The organism is Qipengyuania sphaerica (genome assembly GCF_019711595.1).
Lineage (GTDB): Bacteria > Pseudomonadota > Alphaproteobacteria > Sphingomonadales > Sphingomonadaceae > Qipengyuania > Qipengyuania sphaerica.
In genome coordinates, this window is the sequence record NZ_JAIGNR010000004.1 from 115,350 (window position 1) to 134,879 (window position 19,530).

Here is a 19,530-nt window from a genome sequence, read left to right on the forward strand (position 1 = left end):
TCTCACGCGGCCTGCGTCCACCCCTGCAAGGCCGCCGCTTCGGCTCTGACTTTTTCGGGCCCGCCCAGTATCTGCCGGTCGAAACCAATCCGCTTGAACCAGAAATGCAGGCCGAGAAGATCGGTAAAACCCATCCCCCCATGCACTTCGGTGGAGGTTCGGGCGACAAAGCGATGGACTTCACCCGTGTGCGATTTCGCATGGCAAGCCATGAGCGGAGCCTCGTCGGGCGCCGTATCGAACGCATGGGCGGCATACCATACGAGCGAACGGCATGGTTCGTGGCGAGCAGCCATTTCCGCGCACATGTGCTTGACCGCCTGAAAGCTGCCAATCACGCGCCCGAACTGTTCGCGCTGCCCGGCATAGTCGACCGCCTTTTCGATCATAGCCTGGCCTGCACCAAGGCTATCGGCGGCCAATATCACCCGGCCGGCATCGCGTAGGCGGCTGGATGTGGAGCCATCATCGTCCGCGAGAGCTTCGCCCGCTACGCCGGAAAATCGCAATTCCCCCACGCTCCTGGTGCGATCTATCGTGGTGAGAGGAGCCATCTCTAGACCCGCAGCATCGCCAGCTACGAAGTGCATGCGACCGGCGGTATCCACGACAAGAAACGCGTCTGCTCCAAGGAAATCGAGCGCGAACAACGCCGTTCCGTCGAGCTTCTCGCCGTCGAAGTCCACGCTTGACTGGTCCCGGATCTCGACCGTTTGCGCGATCGCGACCGCGACCTGCGCTTCACCCTTCGCGATCCTCGGCAGCCAGTGCGCTTTCAATTCTTCGCTACCGCCCTGTGCCAGCGCCAGCGGCGCCAGAACATGGGAACCGATAAAGGGCACCGGCGCGACGGCGTAGCCGAGTTGCTCGGCCACGACGGCGGCATCGAGCATTGTCATGCCAAGGCCACCATATTGCTCGGGAACCATCATTCCCCAAATGCCAAGTTCGCCCAGCGCCGAGCACACCTTGTCGCTGAAGGAAGCCCTGTCCTCCGTGCATTCGCGTACATGATCGAGCGGACAGGTATCAGCAAGGGTGCGACTGATCGCGTCGCGGAGCATCTGCTGGTCTTGCGAAAGTCCGAAATCCATCAGACTGCTCCCTTTTCCTGTCCGCTAGCAACCTTGGTGGCCTGTTCAACCGCAGCCGGCTTTGCCAGCTTGGGCTCTCGCGGCATTTCCAGTCCGCGTTCGGCGATAATGTTCTTCTGGATCTGGGCCGTGCCTCCACCAATGATCAGTCCCAGCTGGAACATGTAGTTCCACTGCCACGCGCCGCCTTCACGTTCGCGCTCGCTGCCATGATAGAGGATGCCCATCTCGCCCATCGCATCGATCGCGAGCGCGGATATCTGATGGGCCAGTTCGCAGCTCTGCAGCTTTACGATCAGCTTCGCCATGCCTCCGGGATCGCCTTTGAGGCTGTTCGACAGGATGCGCATGCCATTGAACTTCATTGCCGCGACTTCGGCTTGCAATGCAACCAGCCGGTCACGCAGGACCGCATTGTCCATTGCGCACCCCTGGCCGACCTGTTCTGCCTGCATCAGCCTGACCAGCGCCTGGAGCCGGCTTTCCAGCGCATCGGGATCGCCCAGCATACCGCGTTCGTGGCCCAGCGTTGCATTGGCCACGTACCACCCCTGCCCGCGCTGCCCGACGATCTGGTCCATGGGAACGCGAACATCGGTGAAGAACGTCTCGTTGAATTCGGCATGACCGGTCATGGTCCTGAGCGGACGCACTTCGATCCCGGGTGTGTCCATCGAGAATATCAGGTATGAGATGCCGCCATGCTTGGGCGCGTCCGGTTCGGTCCGCACCAGGCAAAAGATCATGTCCGCCTGCTTGGCGGTGCTGGTCCAAATCTTCTGCCCGTTGATCACGAAATCGCCATTTTCGACCCGGGCGCTGGTCTTGAGAGCGGCGAGGTCCGATCCGGCCCCGGGCTCCGAATACCCCTGACACCAGACTATCTCGCCTTCGAGGGTTGGCTTGATCCATTCCCTTTTCTGGGCTTCGGTTCCGAGTTCCAGCAGTGTTGGAACGAGCATGGAGATTCCCTGGTTCGCAAGGCCTCCGGGTATCCCTGCGCGCGAGAATTCCTCGGCGATGATCCGGGATACAAGAATGTCCGGCTCGGCCCCGTATCCGCCATACTCCTCGGGGATCGTGCGCGCAGTATATCCATGCTGGATCAGCAGCTTTTGCCATGCAACGGCTTCGGGGGATGGTCGCGCGGCGCGGCCTTGTCCACCGGGTGCACGGTGACCATGGGTTTGAAGGAACTGACGCACTTCCTCGCGAAACGCGTCATATCGGGGTCCGTAGTCGAGGTCCATCTTGGTTTATCCTTGGGCGGACGCAGTTCTGGCAGGCCGAAATACCGGCAGGCGAAAATCGTCAGAGATTGGTTCGAAATCGAGCGTGACCGGCAGATCGAGTGTGAGCTCGTCATGCGCGCAATCGATCAGCCGCGTGGCCATTCGTACACCCTCCTCCAGTTCCACTACTGCGGCGATGAAGGGAATCTCGGCGGCGAATGCGGGATGCAGCGCCTGATGGGTGACCGTCCAGGAAAACAGCGTACCTTTACCGCTGCTGCGCTCCCACGACCATTCGGGTGAGCCGCAGCGGGCGCACATGTAGCGCGGCAGATGCCGAAAGCTGCCGCATCCCTCGCACTGCTGAAAGTAGAGGTTGCCGTCCTGACACCGGTTCCAGAAATCCTGTTCTACCGGATCCTGCGGGCGAGGCAGTGGCTTTGGTGGAGCAGCCTGCGCCGAGGCGCGCATTTTGGGTGGAAGATCCTTCTCGTCGCTCACGCGAACCTCCTCAAAATCGCGATACTGCCATCACCAAGGTCGCCCCAGCCGGTGACCAAGCCGGTCTGAGCGCCCTCAACCTGCCGCTCTCCGCAATCGTGGCGCAACTGGCGCACTGCCTCCACGATATGGTTTAGGCCCCAAACATGGGCTTCGCTCAGTAGGCCACCATGGGTGTTGACGGGATAGCGCCCGCCCAGCTCGATCTGTCCATTGGCGACGAAGTCTGCCTGACCGCCAGGTTCGCAATAGCCCATTGCTTCCAGCTGCAGCAGGACGATATAGGTAAAGCAGTCGTATATCTGCAGGAAATCCATGTCTTCGCGGTGGACCCCAGCCATTTCGAATGCGCGTGGCGCGGCATAGCTCAGGCCAATCTTGAAGGGATCGGGACGCGAAGGGATGTCATCGGCAGGATACGGATGTCCTTCCGCCGCGCCAGCAATGCTCACCGGGACATGCGGCATGTCCCTGGCACGGTCCATCCGCGAGACCACGACCGCGCAGGCTCCGTCGGTTTCAAGACAGCAATCGTAAAGGCGAAATGGTTCGGATATCCAGCGCGCGGAATGGTAGGTTTCAGCATCCAGTTCCCGGCCATAAGTGAAGGCCTGCGGATTCAGCTGTGCGTGGCGACGGCAAGCCAATGCGACAGCCGCCATCGCCTCCAGGCCAATTTCGTAGATCTTCGAATGCCGCGTAGCGAGCCAGGCATACATCTGCACCGGCAGGAACACGCCATAGGGGATGTAATAACCCTGGATCGTGTTCGTCAGCGTGTTCATGTTCATCGGCCGCGTCGGGGGTGCGCCGGGCTTGGGTCGCAGGGCAGAATAACCGTTCCAGCCGAGCGTCACCAGAACGTGATCGCACAATCCACTGGCGATGGCCATCGCGGCGTTCTGGAGGGCCGTGGTCGGGCTCGCACCGCCCATATGGACTGTCGAGGCATAGCGCAGAACATCAATGCCGAGGTTAGCCGCCATCTCTTCCGATGTGGTGTAGATCGGAGGGGGAACCATGCCATCGATATCCGACGGCTTCAGTCCCGCATCCGCAATTGCATTGCGCGATGCCTCCAGCATCATATCGACTGCGGTTTTTTCGGTGCCTTTCACGAAGGCGGTTTCGCCCACGCCGGTGATAGCCGATTTGTCGCTGAAGCTCATGCCTGCCTCACCGCCTGGTAATCGCGTTCGAGCTGTTCAGACAGAGCGCGCACCCTGTGATAGGTTTCCGGCGGCGCAATTCATGTCCTCTGGCGTTAGCCATAACGTTGCCTCCTTCGCTTCACCTGTAGGTACCGGCAGAAGCCAACGCCTTCTCGGCTCCGTCGACCAGGTCGCGCATCACTTCGGCGGCCGGCCGGATCGAATCAATCAAACCGATGCCCTGGCCGGCAAAGCCGGGGATGACATCCTTGCGCTCTGCCTTGATCCCGGAGGCCATGACCGGACCGGAGATCATCGACTGATAAGGCATGGGCAGAGGTTCCTTGCCGGCCATCACCCAGGCATCGGCCCATTTATTGCGGATCATGCGCGCCGGCTTGCCGGTGAGCGAGCGGCTCACGACGGTATCGGCATCGCCGCTTTCAGTGATCGCCTCTTTCTGGAAGCGCTCGATTCCCGCTTCCTCGGTAGCGAGGAATGCCGTGCCGACCCATGCACCCTCTGCTCCCAGCATCATCGCAGCAGCAACACCCCGGCCATCCGAGATGCCGCCAGCCCCAAGAACCGGAACACGGTCGCCAACGGCATCGACCACTTGAGGGATCAATGAAATCGTTCCGATCGGCGAGTTGTGACCGCCGCCGTCGTGACCTTGCGCGACGATTATGTCGATGCCCGATCCGACGACCTGTTCGGCGTGCTTGACCTTGCCGATCACCGCCATGACCTTGGTCCCATTGGCGTGGAGCCGATCCATCCAGGGCTCGGGATTACCGAGGCCGGCAGCATAGACTGGCACCTTTTCCTCAATCACCACTTCCATTTGCGCTTCGAAGAATTCCTTCGAAAACAATTGCGGGCCGCCCTTGCCCATCTCGGGCGCGCCCGCCGCCCGCATGGCTGCGGCGGCATCGACCTGCGGAAGTCCTTCACGATCCATGAAGTCACGCGTAAACTGCTGATATTCGCCCATCAGATCCATGGGGTTTTGGGGTGCAGAACCGCTTTGAGGGGCAGTACCGCGTCTGACCGAGGCGGGAAGGAGCGTATCCACGCCGAATGGTTTGTCGGTCAATTCCCGTGTCTGGCGAATCCAGTCGCGCAACTGATCGGGAGAACATGCGGCAGCGCCCAAAACCCCGAGCCCTCCGGCGTTCGACACTGCGGCCGCCAGTGCCGGCACACTCGCCCCGCCCATTCCGGCAAGAAGGATCGGGTAACGGATACCCAACATTTCGCAAATTCGGCTGTTCAACGCCATTGTTTTTCCTCTCCAACCTGTGCCGCCAGGCACTCTCGAAACCATCTGAAATTCTAAAGCTGCCCCCACCTCACCCGCTGCGAAACCAGCTCGGGACTGCGCTCCGAAAGATACTCGGCAGAGCCTGCTACCAACTGGCCCATCGCCCGGCGTGCCGCGGTGCTGTCCCCAGTTCGCACCGCCTCGAGGACCCGACCCAGAAATTTTATCTGCAACGCCCGTTCCTGCGCCGAATAGCCTAGCGAATGGGAAAACTCGCGCGTCAGCAGATGCATCGCAGACGTCAGGAGACCGAAAAGCGGATTGCCGCTCGCCCAACCCAACAGGTCGTGAAACCTGCGATTGAGTTCCTCGAACTGGTCAGAGGCTTCATGCCGCCTCAGATCCGCCAGGCACCCGGCCAGCGCACTGAGATCGGCGGTCGTTGCACGCTGCGCCGCATAAGCCGCCACATCGGGAGCAATTGCTTCGCGCAGCTCAAGCAAGCCGCGCAAATCGGCTTCCATGAAATGCAGGATCAGCGATAGGCTACTGGCGAAATCGCCGGTCTGCGGCCGGGCGACGACAGGACCTCCACCACGCCCTAGCTGGAGATGGATGACTCCTTGCAACTCCAGGAACCGCAAGGCTTCTCGCAAGGTCGCGCGCGCAACCTCGTAGCGCGCCAGCATTTCATCTTCGCGCGGAAGCCTGTCACCCGGATTATGAGAGCCTGCCTCGATGTCCCGCACAATGCTCTGCGCAAGAGAAAGGGCACGCTTGGCCTTCTTTACCATTGGCATCTGCCATTCATCTGCACACCTCAACCTACTCGTCTAAACAGTATAATCATTATGCCTGCCGATCGCTCGTCCATTACACTATGAGACGACTCTAGCGGAGGCAAGATGCAAAAAGAGTGTACGGTTTATTGACCGCCTGAAATGCTTGCCTTATGCATCGCCACGGGCCGATCGAGCCTGAATCGTGAATGAGGATCGCCGCTTATGAACATCCAGACCGCAGCACCAGATGTCGCGGCCGAGATCGCGTCAATTCCGATTGAGGAAATCGACGTGGCCCGGCCAAGTCTTTTCCAGAACGATACGATCGGGCTGTTTTTCGACAGACTTCGCGCCGAAGAACCGGTCCATTACTGCCGCGAGAGTTATGTCGGTCCTTACTGGTCTATCACCAAGTTCGACGACATCATGGCGGTGGACACCAATCATAAAGTCTTTTCATCGGAAGCGAAGCTTGGCGGGATTGCGATCCAGGACATGCACTCGGTCGAGGGCGCGCTGGAACTGGAAATGTTCATAGCGATGGATCCGCCCAAGCACGATCAGCAGCGCAAGGCGGTGACCCCGGCTGTGGCTCCGTCCAATCTCCAGCTGCTCGAACCGGTCATCCGCAAACGCGCAGGAGAGATTCTCGACGAACTCCCGGTTGGCGAAGATTTCGATTGGGTGGACAAAGTTGCGATCGAACTGACGACGATGACGCTGGCGACACTGTTCGACTTTCCCTGGGAGGAACGGCGCAAGCTCACACGCTGGTCCGATGTCGCAACTGCGGCGCCTGAAACCGGAATCGTCGAATCCTACGAGGCGCGACGCGAAGAACTCATCGGTTGCGCAATGTATTTCAAGGCATTGTGGGATGAACGAATAAACCAAGAACCGAAGAATGACCTCATCTCGATGATGGCTCATTCTCCCGCGACGCGCGACATGCCGTTCCTGGAGTTTCTCGGCAATCTGATGCTGCTGATCGTTGGCGGAAACGACACGACCCGCAATTCCATCAGCGGCGGAGTGCTCGCCCTGAACCAAAACCCGGACGAGTATGCGAAACTCAACGAGGATCCTTCACTCATTGGCAAGATGGTTCCGGAGATCATCCGTTGGCAGACCCCCCTCACCCACATGCGCCGCACCGCGCTGGAGGATTGGGAGATCGGCGGCAAACAAATCAAGAAGGGCGACAAGGTCGTGATGTGGTATCTCTCGGGCAATCGCGACGAGAGCGCCATCGAGCATGCGGACCGGTTCATCATCGACCGCAAGAATCCGCGACATCACCTTTCGTTCGGCTATGGCATTCACCGCTGCATGGGAAACCGGCTGGCGGAGCTGCAGCTGCGGATTATCTGGGAGGAAATCCACAAGCGCTTCTCCCGTGTCGAAGTCACCGGTCAACCGGAGCGCCTTTTTTCAAACCTCGTGCGCGGGATCACACGGATGCCGGTGCGTCTGCACGCTCGCTGACCAGCCAGATCGAAATGCGGAGAACAAGATGATCAATGTTACGTTCGTGTCGAGCGACGGAGAGCGACGGCAGGTCCAGATCGAAGAAGGCGAGACAGCCAGGGAAGCGGCACTGTATAACGACGTGCCAGGTATCGATGGCGATTGTGGAGGAGTGTGTGCTTGTGCGACCTGCCATGTCCAGGTCGATCCCGAATGGATCGACAAGGTGGGCCGGCTGATGAGCGATGGAATGGAGGCCGATCTTTTGCAATTCGCAGAAGGCACCACCGAATATAGCCGACTTGCCTGCCAGATCCCGATGAAGCCAATGCTGGATGGATTGGTTTTGCATGTACCCGAACAACAGTACTGACGCGGAACTCTCCGTCTCTGATTTTTTGATTTCAATCTGACATTCCTCAACTTTCGGGAAAATGCCGATGGCCACTCAACGACAATCCGAAGTACTCAGCGACGACGAGGCTTTCCGGGAAGAGGTGCAGGCATTCCTGCGCGACAATTTCCCTGAAGAACTGAAGAACAAGGGCAATCTGCTCGCCGGGGTGGATGGGCCGACCGATGAATCGACCACCCAAGAGGCCTGGCGCAAGGCAGTGGGCAAGCGTGGCTGGGGCACGCCGACCTGGCCGAAAGAGTACGGCGGCGGCGGCCTGACCAAGGCGCAGGCCAAGATCATTGACCAGGAATTCGCCAAGGCCGGTGCCTATAACCCGATCGGCGGCATGGGTGTGATGATGTTCGGCCCGACGCTGCTAGAATACGGCAGCGAAGAGCAGAAGCGCGAGCATATCCCCCCGATCACCCGCGGCGAGATCCGCTGGTGCCAGGGCTATTCGGAACCCAATGCAGGGTCCGACCTCGCGAACCTGCAGACCTTCGCCGAAGACAAGGGCGACCACTATGTCGTCAATGGCCAGAAGACCTGGACCAGCGGTGGCCAGTGGGCCGACAAGTGCTTCGCCATCGTGCGCACCGACAAGAGCGACAAGCACAAAGGCATCAGCTTCATGTTGATCGACATGGATGCGCCCGGCGTGGAAGTCCGCCCGATCACGATGATTTCGGGCACCAGCCCGTTCTGCGAAACCTTCTTCACCGATGTGAAGGTGCCCAAGGCCAACCTCGTTGGCGAGGAAGGCCAGGGCTGGACCATCGGCAAGCGCCTGCTCCAGCACGAGCGCACCAACATTGCCGGCGGCGGCAGGCTGGCGAGCATGATGGGCGGGAGCCTGGGCGATCTCGCCAGGAAGCATTGCGAGACCGATGCGAATGGCGAACTGGCCGACAAGGTCCTGCGCGACAAGGTCGCCGACTTCGAAATCCGCTGGTCCAGCTTCCTGCTGACCGCACGGCGCGCTGTAGAGGAAAGCAAAGCGCAAGGCGGTGTGTCCGAAATCAGCTCGGTACTCAAGAAGCTCGGCACCAAGCTGAGCCAGGAACGCTCCGAACTGCTGATCGAGATCCGCGGCCTGCAAGGGCTCGGCTGGGAAGGCGACAGCTTCTCCGACAGCGAGATCGAAGCGGTGCGCGCATGGCTCTTCGGCAAGGCCGCGACAATTTATGGCGGCTCGACCGAAATCCAGAACAACATCATTTCCAAGCGTGTCCTCGGCATGCTGGACCACCAGTAAGAGAGGGGAGGACTTCGACATGGCAGTTCTCAACGAAGAACAGGAAATGCTGCGCGACATGGCGCGCGACTGGGCGACCAACGAAAGCCCGGTGACCGAATTCCGCAAGGTCCGTGCCAGCGGCGAAGACCACGCCTATGACAAGAGCGCCTATGCTACGATGGCGGAGATGGGCTGGGCCGGGGTCATCATCCCGGAAGACCACGGCGGTTCGGACTTCGGCTTCATGTCGGCTGGACTCGTGGTCGAGGAACTCGGCAAGACGCTGACCGCCAGCCCGCTGGTCGCCACGACCATCGCCGCGAGCGCGATCGTGCTCGGCGGTAGCGAGGAGCAGAAAGCGAAATGGCTGCCCAGGCTCGCCAGCGGCGAGATGGTGGCGACACTCGCGGTCGACGAAGGCGCTCATCACGATCCTTCGGCCATCGAAACGAGCGTTTCGGGCAGCAAGCTGACCGGCAAGAAGGCCTTCGTGCACGAAGCACATGGCGCCGACCTGTTCGTGGTAGCAGCGACGGATGGGCTCTATCTCGTCGAGAAGGGCGCCGGCGTTTCGCTCACCACCCGCAAGCTGACCGACCAGCGCAGCCATGCCGACGTGATTTTCGAGGGTGCGGCGGCGGATAAGCTCGAAGGCGGCGGCGACAGCCTGCTCGACGACGTGCTCGACAGGGCGCGCGTGCTGACCGCAGCCGAAATGCTCGGCATGGCGCAGCAGGTGTTCGACACCACGCTCGACTATCTGAAGCAGCGCGTACAATTTAACCAGGTGCTCGCGACCTTCCAAGCGCTGCAGCACCGCATGGCCGACCTTTTCGCCGACCTCGCTCAGATGCGCAGCGCGGTCGAGGCGGGCCTCCAGGCGGTCGATGGCGGCTTCGGCGTCGCGCGCGCGGCGACCATCGCCAAGGCGGAAGCCAACCGCGTGCTGCACACCATCAGCAACCAGGGTATCCAGCTGCACGGCGGCATCGGGATGACCGACGAATACGACGTCGGCTTCTACCTGAAACGCGCCCGCGTGCTGGAGGCAAGCTTTGGATCGTCCGGTTGGATCAAGGATCGCTTCGCGAAACTGTCAGACTACTAGCGACCAGAGCGGCAGTTTTCGTGCATGCCTTACGATAATATCGATGGCATACGGTCTGCCCTTGCAGGATGATCGATCATCTCGGCGCGATATTCATCCAATTACCTCGCTTGCCGGGCCGTAACCTGCGTCCTCCGAAATGGTCAGGATACTCTTGCCGTCACGCTGCAAAACCTGCGGCATGACAGGCACGATCTTGCGCGCGTGCGCGCGATCTACGCAGTCCGCAGCACTGCTGGCCTGGGACAGCAGTTCGAGATTGAGCCGCGTGGGGAAGATAATCGTGCGCTCGCCCGATCTCCCCAACTCCAGTGCGCCATGGGGTGAAAGCCATTCAGCATCAACCATCTCGTAGCCGTCACAGGCGGCAATCTGGCGTGCCGGCGCGTGAGCGACATAGAACCATGTATCAAAGCGTTTCTTCATGAAGACCGGGGTAATCCACCGGGCAAATTCGCTGAGACCATCAAGCCGCAAGATCACATTGGCTTCCCGGACGACATCAAGAAACGATCGCTCCCCTTGTTCGACTGCCCTGCGGCTGTCCGGATCGCAGGCTCCTTCGAAAGGGCTGCCATCGCGGTTGGCCGCCAGCAAAATGCCAGCCTCCTCGTATGCTTCACGGATTGCAGCGATCTTCAACATCCTCTGGGTCGCATCGACCCGCTCCCAGCCATCAGAGCAGGCTGCCCATTCCTCTGATGAATCTTCGGAATGGGGTTTCCCGCCCGGGAATACCAGAGCTCCGGATGCGAAGTCGATCTGATGATGTCGCTTCACCATGAGAACCTGGAACTCCGGTTCGTCGCGCACCAAAAGAATGGTTGCGGCAGGCATCACTTCGGCAGGCTTCTGTTCGGTCAACTCCACTCTTCCTGTATTCTCTGAATCAAGTGCCAGGCGCCCGCGGACGTGAGGTTTCCAGCGGGTAACCCGTTTATTCCCATTTACGAAATAAAGCGAACGCCCCGAGCGCCAAAGCGATTCCTGACAGAACCAGCGACTGGTCAGCCAAAATTGCGGCAGAAACAATTAATGCGGCGACTAACGGGCCCTTAACGGACGTGGTGCGGTCCCCTTCCCGCGTCAGGTGGTTAAGACTGGCGGGATCTAAAGATACCCGGATTGTACCCGATCGAGCTATCGAGGCAACGTGCTCGATGAGATCGGGTAAGGATGCGGTGACATCGAGCAGACCACTGCGGACCTTCGTGAAATGGTCCCGCGCGGCTCCGATGGAAAATCGCTCCGCAAACAATTGCATCACGATCGGCCTCGTTTCCTCTGCGATGTTGTAGTCCGGCGCCAAGGACCGAACGAAACCTTCTGCAGTCAGCAAGACACGCAGCAAGATGGCGAGATCGGGCGGCAATACGAGCCGATAATCGCGCAACAATTTGAAAACCCGATTGAAGATGGCCGCCAATTCGATCCCGGCAAGGGCTGTACCACGAAACTCCCCGATGAGTTCATCCAAATCCACCACCAATTGTGCGCGGTTCACGATCGGATTGCCCGCCCAGTCGAGCAGCAGGTCAGCCACTTTGTCTGTCTGCTCATTCGCGATGGCGAAAATCAGGCGGACAATTTCCTGACGCCGTGCGCCGCTGAGAAAACCCACCGAACCAAAATCGATGAAACCTACCTGGCTCCCTTCCATCCAGAAGACGTTGCCGGGATGTGGATCCCCATGAAACTCTCCGTTGAGAAGGATCATTCGGAGCACGGCATCAGCATAGTTCTTCGCGAACCGGGCATTTTCTGCCGGATCGGATGTCGGGCGCCGCGACGCGGGCATTCCGGTCATGGCCTCCTGCACATTGATCGTGATACCGGTGAGCTCCCAGTGGATCGCTGGCGTTTTCACTCCCAGCATCTCCAGGTAACCGCCAATCCGTTCACAGGCGCGCGCTTCCGCTGCCAGATCCATTTCCCGCGCTAAATTCTTGCCGAATGACTGTAGGAACTCGACGGGTCGATAGCGGGCAATGTCACTTGAACGACGCTCGGCAATGCCCGCGAGCCGTATCAACAGCCTCATGTCCGCCTCGATCCTGGCCGCCATGCTGGGTCGGCGGACTTTCACGATAGTCTCGCTTCCATCCAGCAGGGTTGCGACATATGTCTGCGCGATCGAAGCTGAGGCGATCGGGTTCCTATCGAAAGCGGCGAATTCACATTCCCAGTCGCTGCCCCACGCCGAGACAATTACCGGTTCAATCTTATCGAACGGCAGTGGTTCCACCTGGTCATGGAGAGTGCCGAACGCGGAAATCCAGGGTTGTGTAAATAGATCGCTTCTGGTCGCGAGGAGCTGGCCAAGCTTTATCCCGACGGGGCCGACATCGCGCAACAGCGCCACCACCGATGCAGGACGCAAGTCCCTGGGATCGGGCGCCTCCTTTGAAACCGGACTAATGCCAAGCGCGCTTCCGAGATTTTTCAAACCATGCCGAGCGAAGATCTGGCCGAGTTCAGCCAGCCGGGTAAGCTCGCCGACAGTGTTTTCCCGATCATGCTTCATCGGCTTGCTTTGCAACTGTCAGCCCGCCCCGCAGGCTTGCGATCATTTTAGCAAAACTCTGGCGCGCGCGGCGAATGTCAGACGTTGCTGAATACGCAGCCGGGATTACCAACAAGGTGAGGAGCGTGGATGTCGTCAGACCACCGATAATGATGTAGCCCATTGCGTTACGCCATTCGGCTGCGTCGGATTGCGCGAGCGCGACCGGCATCATTCCGAAGACAGCCGCGAGCGCAGTCATCAAAACCGGTCGCAGTCGCTCCGGCGCTGCTTTGCGCATGGCGCTAGCCGCGTCCATCCCCGCCTCACGATACTGGTTGGCCAAGTCAACAAGCAGGATGCCGTTTTTCATGACGATCCCCATCAGGGCGATAAGTCCGATCTGGGCAAACAGGCTCATTTCCTGCCCCGCCGCCCACATCAGGAAGTAGGCACCAGAGAAAGACAGGGGCGCAGTCAACATGATGATGATCGGCTGACCAAAGCTGTTGAATTGGCTCGCGAGCACAATATAGAGCGCGACGATCGCGAGAAGAAAGGCGAAGGCAATTGCCTCTCCGGACTCTGCCAGACGGCGTGCGGTCCCCTCCATTCGGGTAGAAATCTCCGTCGGAGGTGGATTGGCCGCGATCAGCTCTTCAACTTCGGCCACCGCCACACTAAGCGCGACACCAGGCGCAGTATCCGCGAGTACGGAAACCTGTCTTGAACGATTGATCCGCTCGATCTCGGCGGCGCTGAATGCGACGTCAACTTCAGCGATCGCCGCAAGGTCCACAAGTGTCCCTTGCCCTGTTCTAAGCGGGAGCGTCTCTATGTCGGCGAGACTTTGTCTCGAACCCTCGTCAAGCCGCACGCGGACATCATATCGTCTGCCATCGGACTCGAAAGTGCCCGCATCACTTCCCCCAATAAGCGTTTGGCTCGATGCCGCCAGACTCTGTGCGGTAATGCCAAGGTCGGCTGCGCGATCACGATCGAGCTTGACCTGTAGCTCGGGGCGCCCCCCTTGATAGGTTGTGCGAACGTCGACAAAATCCGGACGCGCTGCCAATTCGCCCTCAAGCCATTGAGCGTATTCGTTAATCGCATTCGTATCTGACCCGGTGACGATCAGCTCGATGGCAGTTTGTCCGACTCCACCCCCTGATACCCACGGCACCTCTGCAATCGAGACGTCCTGGACCTGTGCGCCACTCTCGGCGAGTGCTTCGCGCGCGAATGACATTACGTCGTCCTGAGAATCGTCTCGCGATCGTTTCGGCGTCAGGCCGACATAGACGTCCAATTCGTTGATCTTCGGGTTGGTCCCGCCTCCTGCGCTTACGAAGACAAGTTCGACTTCGGGATTTGTCCGCAAGGCTGCATCGACGCGCTGAGCGGCATCCTTGGCCCCGGCGATGCCCGTTCCGAGCTCAAGTTCCACAGTGGCCAGGAATTCTGAACGGTCCGTCGTTGACATGAAGGTGCTGGGAACGAGCGCCGCAAAGAACCCGCCCACGAAGACGCTGGCCAGCGCCCCTCCAAGAACAAGATGTCGACGCCGTATGGCCCAAGCCACCAGCCCGACATAACGTTCGCGCATGCCAACATGAAATCGTTCAACGCGAGAAAGCCACCCGTCCTCGGGTTGCTCCGGTCGAAGCAGCCGGGCGGACAGCGCAGGTGTGAGGGTAAACGCAACCAGCATCGATACGCTCACCGAGAAGACGATGGCGAGACCATACTGGAAGAAAAACCGGCCAACGATCCCTTCCATGAAGGCAATCGGAACAAATACCGCCAGCGTGGCGAAGGTTCCAGCCAATACGGCGAGCGCAACGCGCTTGGTCGCAGCATGGGCAGCTTCTGTCCTGTCGGCCCCTTCGTCGACGTCGTTCTGGACAGCCTCAACCACGACAATGGCATCATCGACCAGCAACCCAATAGCGACCGTCAGGGCAAGCAAGGTGACCATGTTGATGGTGAAGTCGAATGCAGCGAAGGCGGCGAATGTCGCGATGATCGAGGTGGGTATCGCGAGCAGCACGATAATCGTCGCGCGCCAGCTCAGCAGGAAAAGAAAGGTCACAGCGACGACGAGCAGCACGGCGATGAAGAGGTCAAATAGGACGTCACCGATCGCCTGTTCGATAAAACGCGATGTATCCCGTGCGATGACGAAGTTTACGTCCGCAGTCGCTGATGCCTGAACAGCCTCTATCTCTGCCCGGATTTGCTCAGCGACCGCGACCGTGTTTTCACCGCTTTGCTTGCGCACTTCGAGTACTACGCCGGGAACGCCGTCCAACTGGGCATAGGTCGTCTCGTCTTCGACCGAATCTTCGACCCGTCCAACATCGCCGATGCGCACTGTCTGGCCATTTGGCCGATAGACGATGGGAATGGTTGTAAACTCCGACGCCGTGGCTGCTTCAGCCATTGTGCGGATGCCGAACTGGCGGGTCCGACCGTCTGTCACCAACTGACCGCCAGGCAATTCGGCGTTCTCGCGCTGCAGGGCGGCCAGGACGTCATCGGCCGTCACACCGCGTGCGCGCATTGCCGATGGTTCCAGCCAGATGCGCATTTCTCGCTCGCGCCCTCCTACCAGCTCAACCGAGCCGACGCCCGGTACGCGCTGTAGCCGCTCTTTCACCACCTCGTCGGCAAATGAGGTCAGTTCGCTAATCGGCATGTCGCCAGAGAGCAGGACCGAAAGGATCGGCGTAGCATCCGGGTCCACCTTTTCGATCACCGGGGGTTCGGCATCGACAGGCAGGTCTGCACCCAATCGGGACATCTTGTCTCGCACCTCTTGCGCCTTGAGATCGGCATCCTCTTCAAGCTCGAACTCGAGATTGACGATGCTGACGCCCTCAGCACTGACCGAACGCATCTGGCGAAGCCCAGCGATCGTATTGAGCTGCTCCTCAATGATGTCGGTGACCTCGGTCTCGACTGTGCCAGGGGAAGCACCGGGCAGAGCGGTGGTAACCGAAACATATGGAAATTCAACTTCGGGAAAGAGATCCACTCCAAGTCGGTTGAACGAGACGATGCCCAGCACAACCAACGATGCGATAAGCATCGTAGCGAAGACCGGCCTGCGGATCGATACGTCAGCAAGCCACATGCTAGTCGCGCCGTGTCTGTAATTGCACGTTCACTGTTTCGCCATCACGCAGAGTGGCGGGCGGATCCAGAACAACCTGCTCGCCATCACTCAGTCCAGAACGGATGAGAACGCGGTCAAGATCGATGCTCCTGAACGCGACTTCGCGACGCCGGACTTTACCGTTTTCAATCACGAACACGTTGGCAGTGGCGCTATCTCCCACAACCGCCCTTCTTGGCAAAACAATGGCAGGAGCGGGTGGCACCGAAATTTCGGCTCGCACTCCCAGGCCGGAGCTAATTCTGTAGTTCGGATTGGCAATAGGCAGACGCAACTCGACCATTCGTGTCTGCGGATCGACACGATCGTTGATTATATAGACGGTGCTATCGAAGGGCTCATCAAAGCCCTCGATAAAGACGCGTGCAGGCATGTTGCGACGAAATGCGTCGACGTGCTCCTGTGGCGCGTTCACGATCGCCGCAACGATGCCGAGTTCCTGAAGCTCAAGCGCAGCAGACTGCCCACCCATCGAGAATCGGTTATTGAGGTAGACCCCTTCGTCCACCAAACGGGCGGTAATGACGCCATCGTAAGGCGCGCGCGTAATCGTATCCTCCAATGCCTGCTTGGCGGTGCCTAGCGCAGCTTGCGCTTGCGACCTTTGAGCCCGCGCAACCGCCAGCTCGGTCTCGACGGCATCGACCTGCGCCTTCGAAACGAAACCTTTGGGCGCCAGAGCCATAACGCGTTCGTAGCGTCGATCCGCCTCGATGGTCTGCGCATTGGCAAGGTCGACGGCCGCCTGGGCCTCAACTACGCGACGCCGATAGTCGGCTTGCCGCACGCGGAAAAGCGGGTCTCCTCGTGAGACACGGTCTCCGACTTTCACGAATATCCGTTCCACCGGGCCTTCTACCAGGGCTCCGATGGCACTGCTTTGTTTCGCAGCGATCGTGCCGAAAGCTTTCACCGGCTCGGCGACCGGCTCAGAGCTGACGCTGATCGTTTGGACCGTTCGCGGACCTTCTTGGTTCGCCTGGGCTGCGTCAGCGTCAGGTTTTTCGGTTGAGCACGCCTGCAGGGCGATCGGTAGAACGACTAGAAAGAAAAGAGAGAACCTTCTCAGCATGCATAGGCACCCCTGCCGCTGGCGACCAACTTGTCGTCGGGTCGCGTAATTTGGGTGTCCGCAACCGAGATCTGCCGCCCGATCTTGACCACCGTTGCGCTGGCGAGAAGGGGACCCTGCGTCGCAGGGCGGTGATAGTCCACCCTCAGATCTACGGTCGCCTTGGCCTTGTGCCCCATAGCAAGCAGCACATAAAGGCCACTAAGATCGATCAAAGAAGCGAGCACGCCGCCATGAGCGGAACCGATCACCGGATTGGAGACGATCTCATCACGCCACGGCATTTCAAGCTCGAGCTGCCCGGGTCCAAAGGATTTGACTGTGAGGCCGAGCCACTGATGAAACGGTGCGATCGCCAGCATGTGCTCCAGTCGATCTCGATCGATCATTGATGTCGCGTCGTTCACGATCCAGCCTCCGTGCTCTGGTGGTGGCGCTTGAGGAACTTTAGGATTGTTGCGGAAAATACATCGTTCGAATCTCCGACGACCATATGTGTCGCGTCCGCAATATCGGTGTATTCGGCATGCGGCACCAGTCCACGCAGATGGTCAACCGCCTCTTCAGAAACGAGATCGCTCGACCCCCCGCGAATGAGGTGCAGCGGAAGCCTTAGCTTGGCAGCGGCCTGGCTCAGCTTCTCGAACTGCTGTTCGTGCCGCTCAGGATCGAGCCGGTTCGATCCCATGATATTGCGGATGAAGCGTGGGTCCCAATGCCAGTAGAAGCGTCCATCGTCCGATTTGCGCAGGTAATGACTCAGATTTCCTCCTGCGCTCCGCTTGCGCCGGTGTGGTAGATAGCGTGCAATTACATCGGCCGCTTGCTGGGGTGACGCAAAGCCAGTCTCGACGTGCTGGTCCATGAAGCCGACCACGCGCATGACGCCGCTCTGCTCCATGCGAGGGGCAATATCGACCAAGGTCAAGGAAGCGAAACTTCCGGGAGCAAGCTCGCCTTCAGCGATCATCCCAGCAAGCCCGCCCAGCGAGGCACCGACCACTGCTGGCTTGCTATCCAAACAGGCTGCAATCGCAACGAGGTCTGAGGCGAAATCTGCTAGTTCGTAGGCACCGTCGGCAGACCATGCGCTTTCACCATGGCCGCGCATGTCAATCGCGATGACGCGAAAGCCAGCTTCGGCCAGGTCGTGAGTGACACGTTTCCATGCTCGCCGGGTCTGGCCCCCGCCGTGAGCGAGGAGGACTGGCATGGTTTTTTCATCGCCGAGCATCTCTGCAGCAAGCCTTAGCCCTCCGGCCCCTTCTATCGATAACGGTTCGCCAGTCATATGAGAGGCCCTATATTGTAATGCGCTTTACAGTAAATAGCTTTTATTGAACCTGAGGTATGGTACGGGAAGGTATGTCAATTCAGATCGAACAAGATGCCGACGCAGCAGCAGCGAGCTTCCTGAACGATACGGACCGTGTCGTATTCTTGATGGAAGAGGTGACGAGACGTCTGCGAAAAACGTTTGACGCTTCGGTAGAGCAGTTCGGTCTCACCCGCACACAGTGGCGAGCGCTTGCCCATCTTTATCGGACCCCTGGTCTCACGCAGACCGGACTCGCCAGAAAGCTGGAACTTGAACGCGCGGGCGTGGGTCAAGCGATCGATAAGCTCGAAGACCTTGGCCTCGTCGAAAGGCGCAGCGCCAAAGATGATCGACGCGTTTGGAAAATTCATTTGCTCCCACCTGCGATCGATCTTCTGCCTCAATTACGGAAGGAGGCTGATGCGGTCTATGACCAGTTACTCAAGGGCATTCCGGCCCGTGACATTCGCACCCTGCAAGAGGTGATTAACGCTATGCAGGCCAATTTGGCAGTCGAATGATAAGATCAAAGCGAAGTCTGCTTTCCACCCAGTAGCGGACGCCAGTTCTTGTATAGCTAGCGCCCCATGCCAGCAAGATTACGGTCCTCACAACGAGTGAGAGATCGTCCTCTATGTCGACGCTCCATTACCGTACGGTGCCCTCAGTCTTGGAGTGGTCGAGCAATCTCTGGATTGCTCGGATGATGCTTGTTCCCTCGACAACCTCCTTTAGGATCAGTGCATCGAGCGTGTAATCAGAGACCGCCTTCCGCAGTCTCTGGTTCTCCTTCTCTAGGTCCTTCAATTGCCGGGCCAGGCTAACCTTCATCCCGTCCCACCTTCTGTCATTGCGAGAGCCGAACCTAAGCCTCGCGCAGGATCCTGATAATCTGTTCTGGCATGTCTCTCTTGCGTGCCATTCATCAGCTCGTTTCAAGCCGTCCAGAGCCCAAATCCTAACTTCCAGAATGGTCCACTTCTGGTGGGCAGGTAATGACCCGGAAATTACCGATTGAACCCAATTATCTATTTCTGACTCCACCCAAACTGTGCAACGAGGTCCAAGCGACCTCGATGCAGGGAACCGGCCTTCCCTCATCCTTTGATAGATTGCGGTTCGCCTGAGCCCAACGCGTTCCATGACCTCGGGAAGCCGCAGAAGCCGCTCGGGAGGCTCGGGTATGCCTGCCGACGGGTTCTCCGGCAGGTCCATCGTTGGCCCTC

17 protein-coding genes and 1 pseudogene are annotated in these 19,530 nt (G+C 59.3%); 5 read left to right on the forward strand and 13 right to left on the reverse strand.

The genetic code is table 11. The features are described 5' to 3' along the window. Positions 1-2: 2 nt before the first annotated feature. The 6 genes from K3178_RS12535 to K3178_RS12560 all read right to left on the reverse strand — a co-directional run bounded on the left by K3178_RS12535 (position 3) and on the right by K3178_RS12560 (position 6,036). Positions 3-1,094 (reverse strand): acyl-CoA dehydrogenase family protein, encoded by a 1,092-nt coding sequence (locus K3178_RS12535; protein ID WP_221571773.1) that lies wholly within the window; start codon positions 1,092-1,094, stop codon positions 3-5. After that, positions 1,094-2,344: an acyl-CoA dehydrogenase family protein gene (locus tag K3178_RS12540; protein ID WP_221571774.1), complete on the reverse strand. Its 1,251-nt coding sequence runs from the start codon at positions 2,342-2,344 to the stop codon at positions 1,094-1,096. The genes K3178_RS12535 and K3178_RS12540 overlap by 1 nt, the downstream gene beginning before the upstream one ends. Before the next feature lie 6 nt (positions 2,345-2,350). Then, positions 2,351-2,827 (reverse strand): Zn-ribbon domain-containing OB-fold protein, encoded by a 477-nt coding sequence (locus K3178_RS12545; RefSeq protein WP_221571775.1) that lies wholly within the window; start codon positions 2,825-2,827, stop codon positions 2,351-2,353. After that, positions 2,824-3,996: a thiolase C-terminal domain-containing protein gene (locus tag K3178_RS12550; RefSeq protein WP_221571776.1), complete on the reverse strand. Its 1,173-nt coding sequence runs from the start codon at positions 3,994-3,996 to the stop codon at positions 2,824-2,826. The genes K3178_RS12545 and K3178_RS12550 overlap by 4 nt, the downstream gene beginning before the upstream one ends. Before the next feature lie 121 nt (positions 3,997-4,117). Continuing rightward, on the reverse strand, positions 4,118-5,260 hold the full coding sequence (locus K3178_RS12555; protein ID WP_221571777.1) for an NAD(P)H-dependent flavin oxidoreductase: 1,143 nt from the start codon (positions 5,258-5,260) through the stop codon (positions 4,118-4,120). A 53-nt stretch (positions 5,261-5,313) separates the two neighbouring features. Next, on the reverse strand, positions 5,314-6,036 hold the full coding sequence (locus K3178_RS12560; RefSeq protein WP_247713779.1) for a FadR/GntR family transcriptional regulator: 723 nt from the start codon (positions 6,034-6,036) through the stop codon (positions 5,314-5,316). A 210-nt stretch (positions 6,037-6,246) separates the two neighbouring features. On the opposite strand from K3178_RS12560, the gene K3178_RS12565 reads away from it, so the two are divergent. The 4 genes from K3178_RS12565 to K3178_RS12580 all read left to right on the forward strand — a co-directional run bounded on the left by K3178_RS12565 (position 6,247) and on the right by K3178_RS12580 (position 10,233). Further along, a complete protein-coding gene (locus K3178_RS12565) occupies positions 6,247-7,509 on the forward strand; it encodes a cytochrome P450 (protein WP_221571779.1) in 1,263 nt (420 codons plus the stop codon). Between the two features lie 28 nt (positions 7,510-7,537). Continuing rightward, on the forward strand, positions 7,538-7,864 hold the full coding sequence (locus tag K3178_RS12570) for a 2Fe-2S iron-sulfur cluster-binding protein (protein ID WP_221571780.1): 327 nt from the start codon (positions 7,538-7,540) through the stop codon (positions 7,862-7,864). A gap of 67 nt (positions 7,865-7,931) precedes the next feature. Then, positions 7,932-9,143: an acyl-CoA dehydrogenase family protein gene (locus K3178_RS12575; protein WP_221571781.1), complete on the forward strand. Its 1,212-nt coding sequence runs from the start codon at positions 7,932-7,934 to the stop codon at positions 9,141-9,143. Between the two features lie 19 nt (positions 9,144-9,162). Continuing rightward, on the forward strand, positions 9,163-10,233 hold the full coding sequence (locus tag K3178_RS12580) for an acyl-CoA dehydrogenase family protein (protein WP_221571782.1): 1,071 nt from the start codon (positions 9,163-9,165) through the stop codon (positions 10,231-10,233). A gap of 93 nt (positions 10,234-10,326) precedes the next feature. Here K3178_RS12580 and K3178_RS12585 read toward each other — a convergent pair whose 3' ends face one another. From K3178_RS12585 to K3178_RS12610, 6 genes are all read right to left on the reverse strand, one after another. After that, positions 10,327-11,097: an NUDIX hydrolase gene (locus K3178_RS12585; RefSeq protein WP_221571783.1), complete on the reverse strand. Its 771-nt coding sequence runs from the start codon at positions 11,095-11,097 to the stop codon at positions 10,327-10,329. A 73-nt stretch (positions 11,098-11,170) separates the two neighbouring features. Continuing rightward, on the reverse strand, positions 11,171-12,757 hold the full coding sequence (locus K3178_RS12590; protein ID WP_221571784.1) for an ABC1 kinase family protein: 1,587 nt from the start codon (positions 12,755-12,757) through the stop codon (positions 11,171-11,173). Further along, positions 12,747-15,872: an efflux RND transporter permease subunit gene (locus tag K3178_RS12595; RefSeq protein WP_221571785.1), complete on the reverse strand. Its 3,126-nt coding sequence runs from the start codon at positions 15,870-15,872 to the stop codon at positions 12,747-12,749. The genes K3178_RS12590 and K3178_RS12595 overlap by 11 nt, the downstream gene beginning before the upstream one ends. Before the next feature lies 1 nt (position 15,873). Continuing rightward, complete coding sequence (locus K3178_RS12600) at positions 15,874-16,986, reverse strand: efflux RND transporter periplasmic adaptor subunit (RefSeq protein ID WP_221571786.1); 1,113 nt, start codon at positions 16,984-16,986, stop codon at positions 15,874-15,876. Further along, entirely contained in the window at positions 16,980-17,393 is a 414-nt protein-coding gene (locus K3178_RS12605; protein WP_221571787.1) for a PaaI family thioesterase, read from the reverse strand. The genes K3178_RS12600 and K3178_RS12605 overlap by 7 nt, the downstream gene beginning before the upstream one ends. After that, positions 17,390-18,220 (reverse strand): alpha/beta fold hydrolase, encoded by an 831-nt coding sequence (locus tag K3178_RS12610; protein ID WP_247713780.1) that lies wholly within the window; start codon positions 18,218-18,220, stop codon positions 17,390-17,392. The genes K3178_RS12605 and K3178_RS12610 overlap by 4 nt, the downstream gene beginning before the upstream one ends. Positions 18,221-18,351: 131 nt before the next feature. Between K3178_RS12610 and K3178_RS12615 the strand changes: the two genes are divergently transcribed. Then, the gene (locus K3178_RS12615) at positions 18,352-18,825 is read left to right on the forward strand and encodes a MarR family winged helix-turn-helix transcriptional regulator (protein WP_221571789.1); all 474 of its coding nucleotides are present in this window, start codon (positions 18,352-18,354) and stop codon (positions 18,823-18,825) included. A gap of 484 nt (positions 18,826-19,309) precedes the next feature. Here K3178_RS12615 and K3178_RS12620 read toward each other — a convergent pair. Next, positions 19,310-19,519: pseudogene (locus K3178_RS12620) on the reverse strand (helix-turn-helix transcriptional regulator); the annotation flags it as partial. Positions 19,520-19,530: the final 11 nt, after the last annotated feature.

Bases quoted from the DNA above. Each gene is read 5' to 3' on its own strand.
- K3178_RS12535 (WP_221571773.1), bottom strand. From the start codon at position 1,094: ATGGATTTCGGACTTTCGCAAGACCAGCAGATGCTCCGCGACGCGATC.
- K3178_RS12540 (WP_221571774.1), bottom strand. From the start codon at position 2,344: ATGGACCTCGACTACGGACCCCGATATGACGCGTTTCGCGAGGAAGTG.
- K3178_RS12550 (WP_221571776.1), bottom strand. From the start codon at position 3,996: ATGAGCTTCAGCGACAAATCGGCTATCACCGGCGTGGGCGAAACCGCC.
- K3178_RS12555 (WP_221571777.1), bottom strand. From the start codon at position 5,260: ATGGCGTTGAACAGCCGAATTTGCGAAATGTTGGGTATCCGTTACCCG.
- K3178_RS12560 (WP_247713779.1), bottom strand. From the start codon at position 6,036: ATGGTAAAGAAGGCCAAGCGTGCCCTTTCTCTTGCGCAGAGCATTGTG.
- K3178_RS12565 (WP_221571779.1), top strand. From the start codon at position 6,247: ATGAACATCCAGACCGCAGCACCAGATGTCGCGGCCGAGATCGCGTCA.
- K3178_RS12570 (WP_221571780.1), top strand. From the start codon at position 7,538: ATGATCAATGTTACGTTCGTGTCGAGCGACGGAGAGCGACGGCAGGTC.
- K3178_RS12575 (WP_221571781.1), top strand. From the start codon at position 7,932: ATGGCCACTCAACGACAATCCGAAGTACTCAGCGACGACGAGGCTTTC.
- K3178_RS12580 (WP_221571782.1), top strand. From the start codon at position 9,163: ATGGCAGTTCTCAACGAAGAACAGGAAATGCTGCGCGACATGGCGCGC.
- K3178_RS12590 (WP_221571784.1), bottom strand. From the start codon at position 12,757: ATGAAGCATGATCGGGAAAACACTGTCGGCGAGCTTACCCGGCTGGCT.
- K3178_RS12595 (WP_221571785.1), bottom strand. From the start codon at position 15,872: ATGTGGCTTGCTGACGTATCGATCCGCAGGCCGGTCTTCGCTACGATG.
- K3178_RS12600 (WP_221571786.1), bottom strand. From the start codon at position 16,986: ATGCTGAGAAGGTTCTCTCTTTTCTTTCTAGTCGTTCTACCGATCGCC.
- K3178_RS12610 (WP_247713780.1), bottom strand. From the start codon at position 18,220: ATGCTCGGCGATGAAAAAACCATGCCAGTCCTCCTCGCTCACGGCGGG.
- K3178_RS12615 (WP_221571789.1), top strand. From the start codon at position 18,352: ATGTCAATTCAGATCGAACAAGATGCCGACGCAGCAGCAGCGAGCTTC.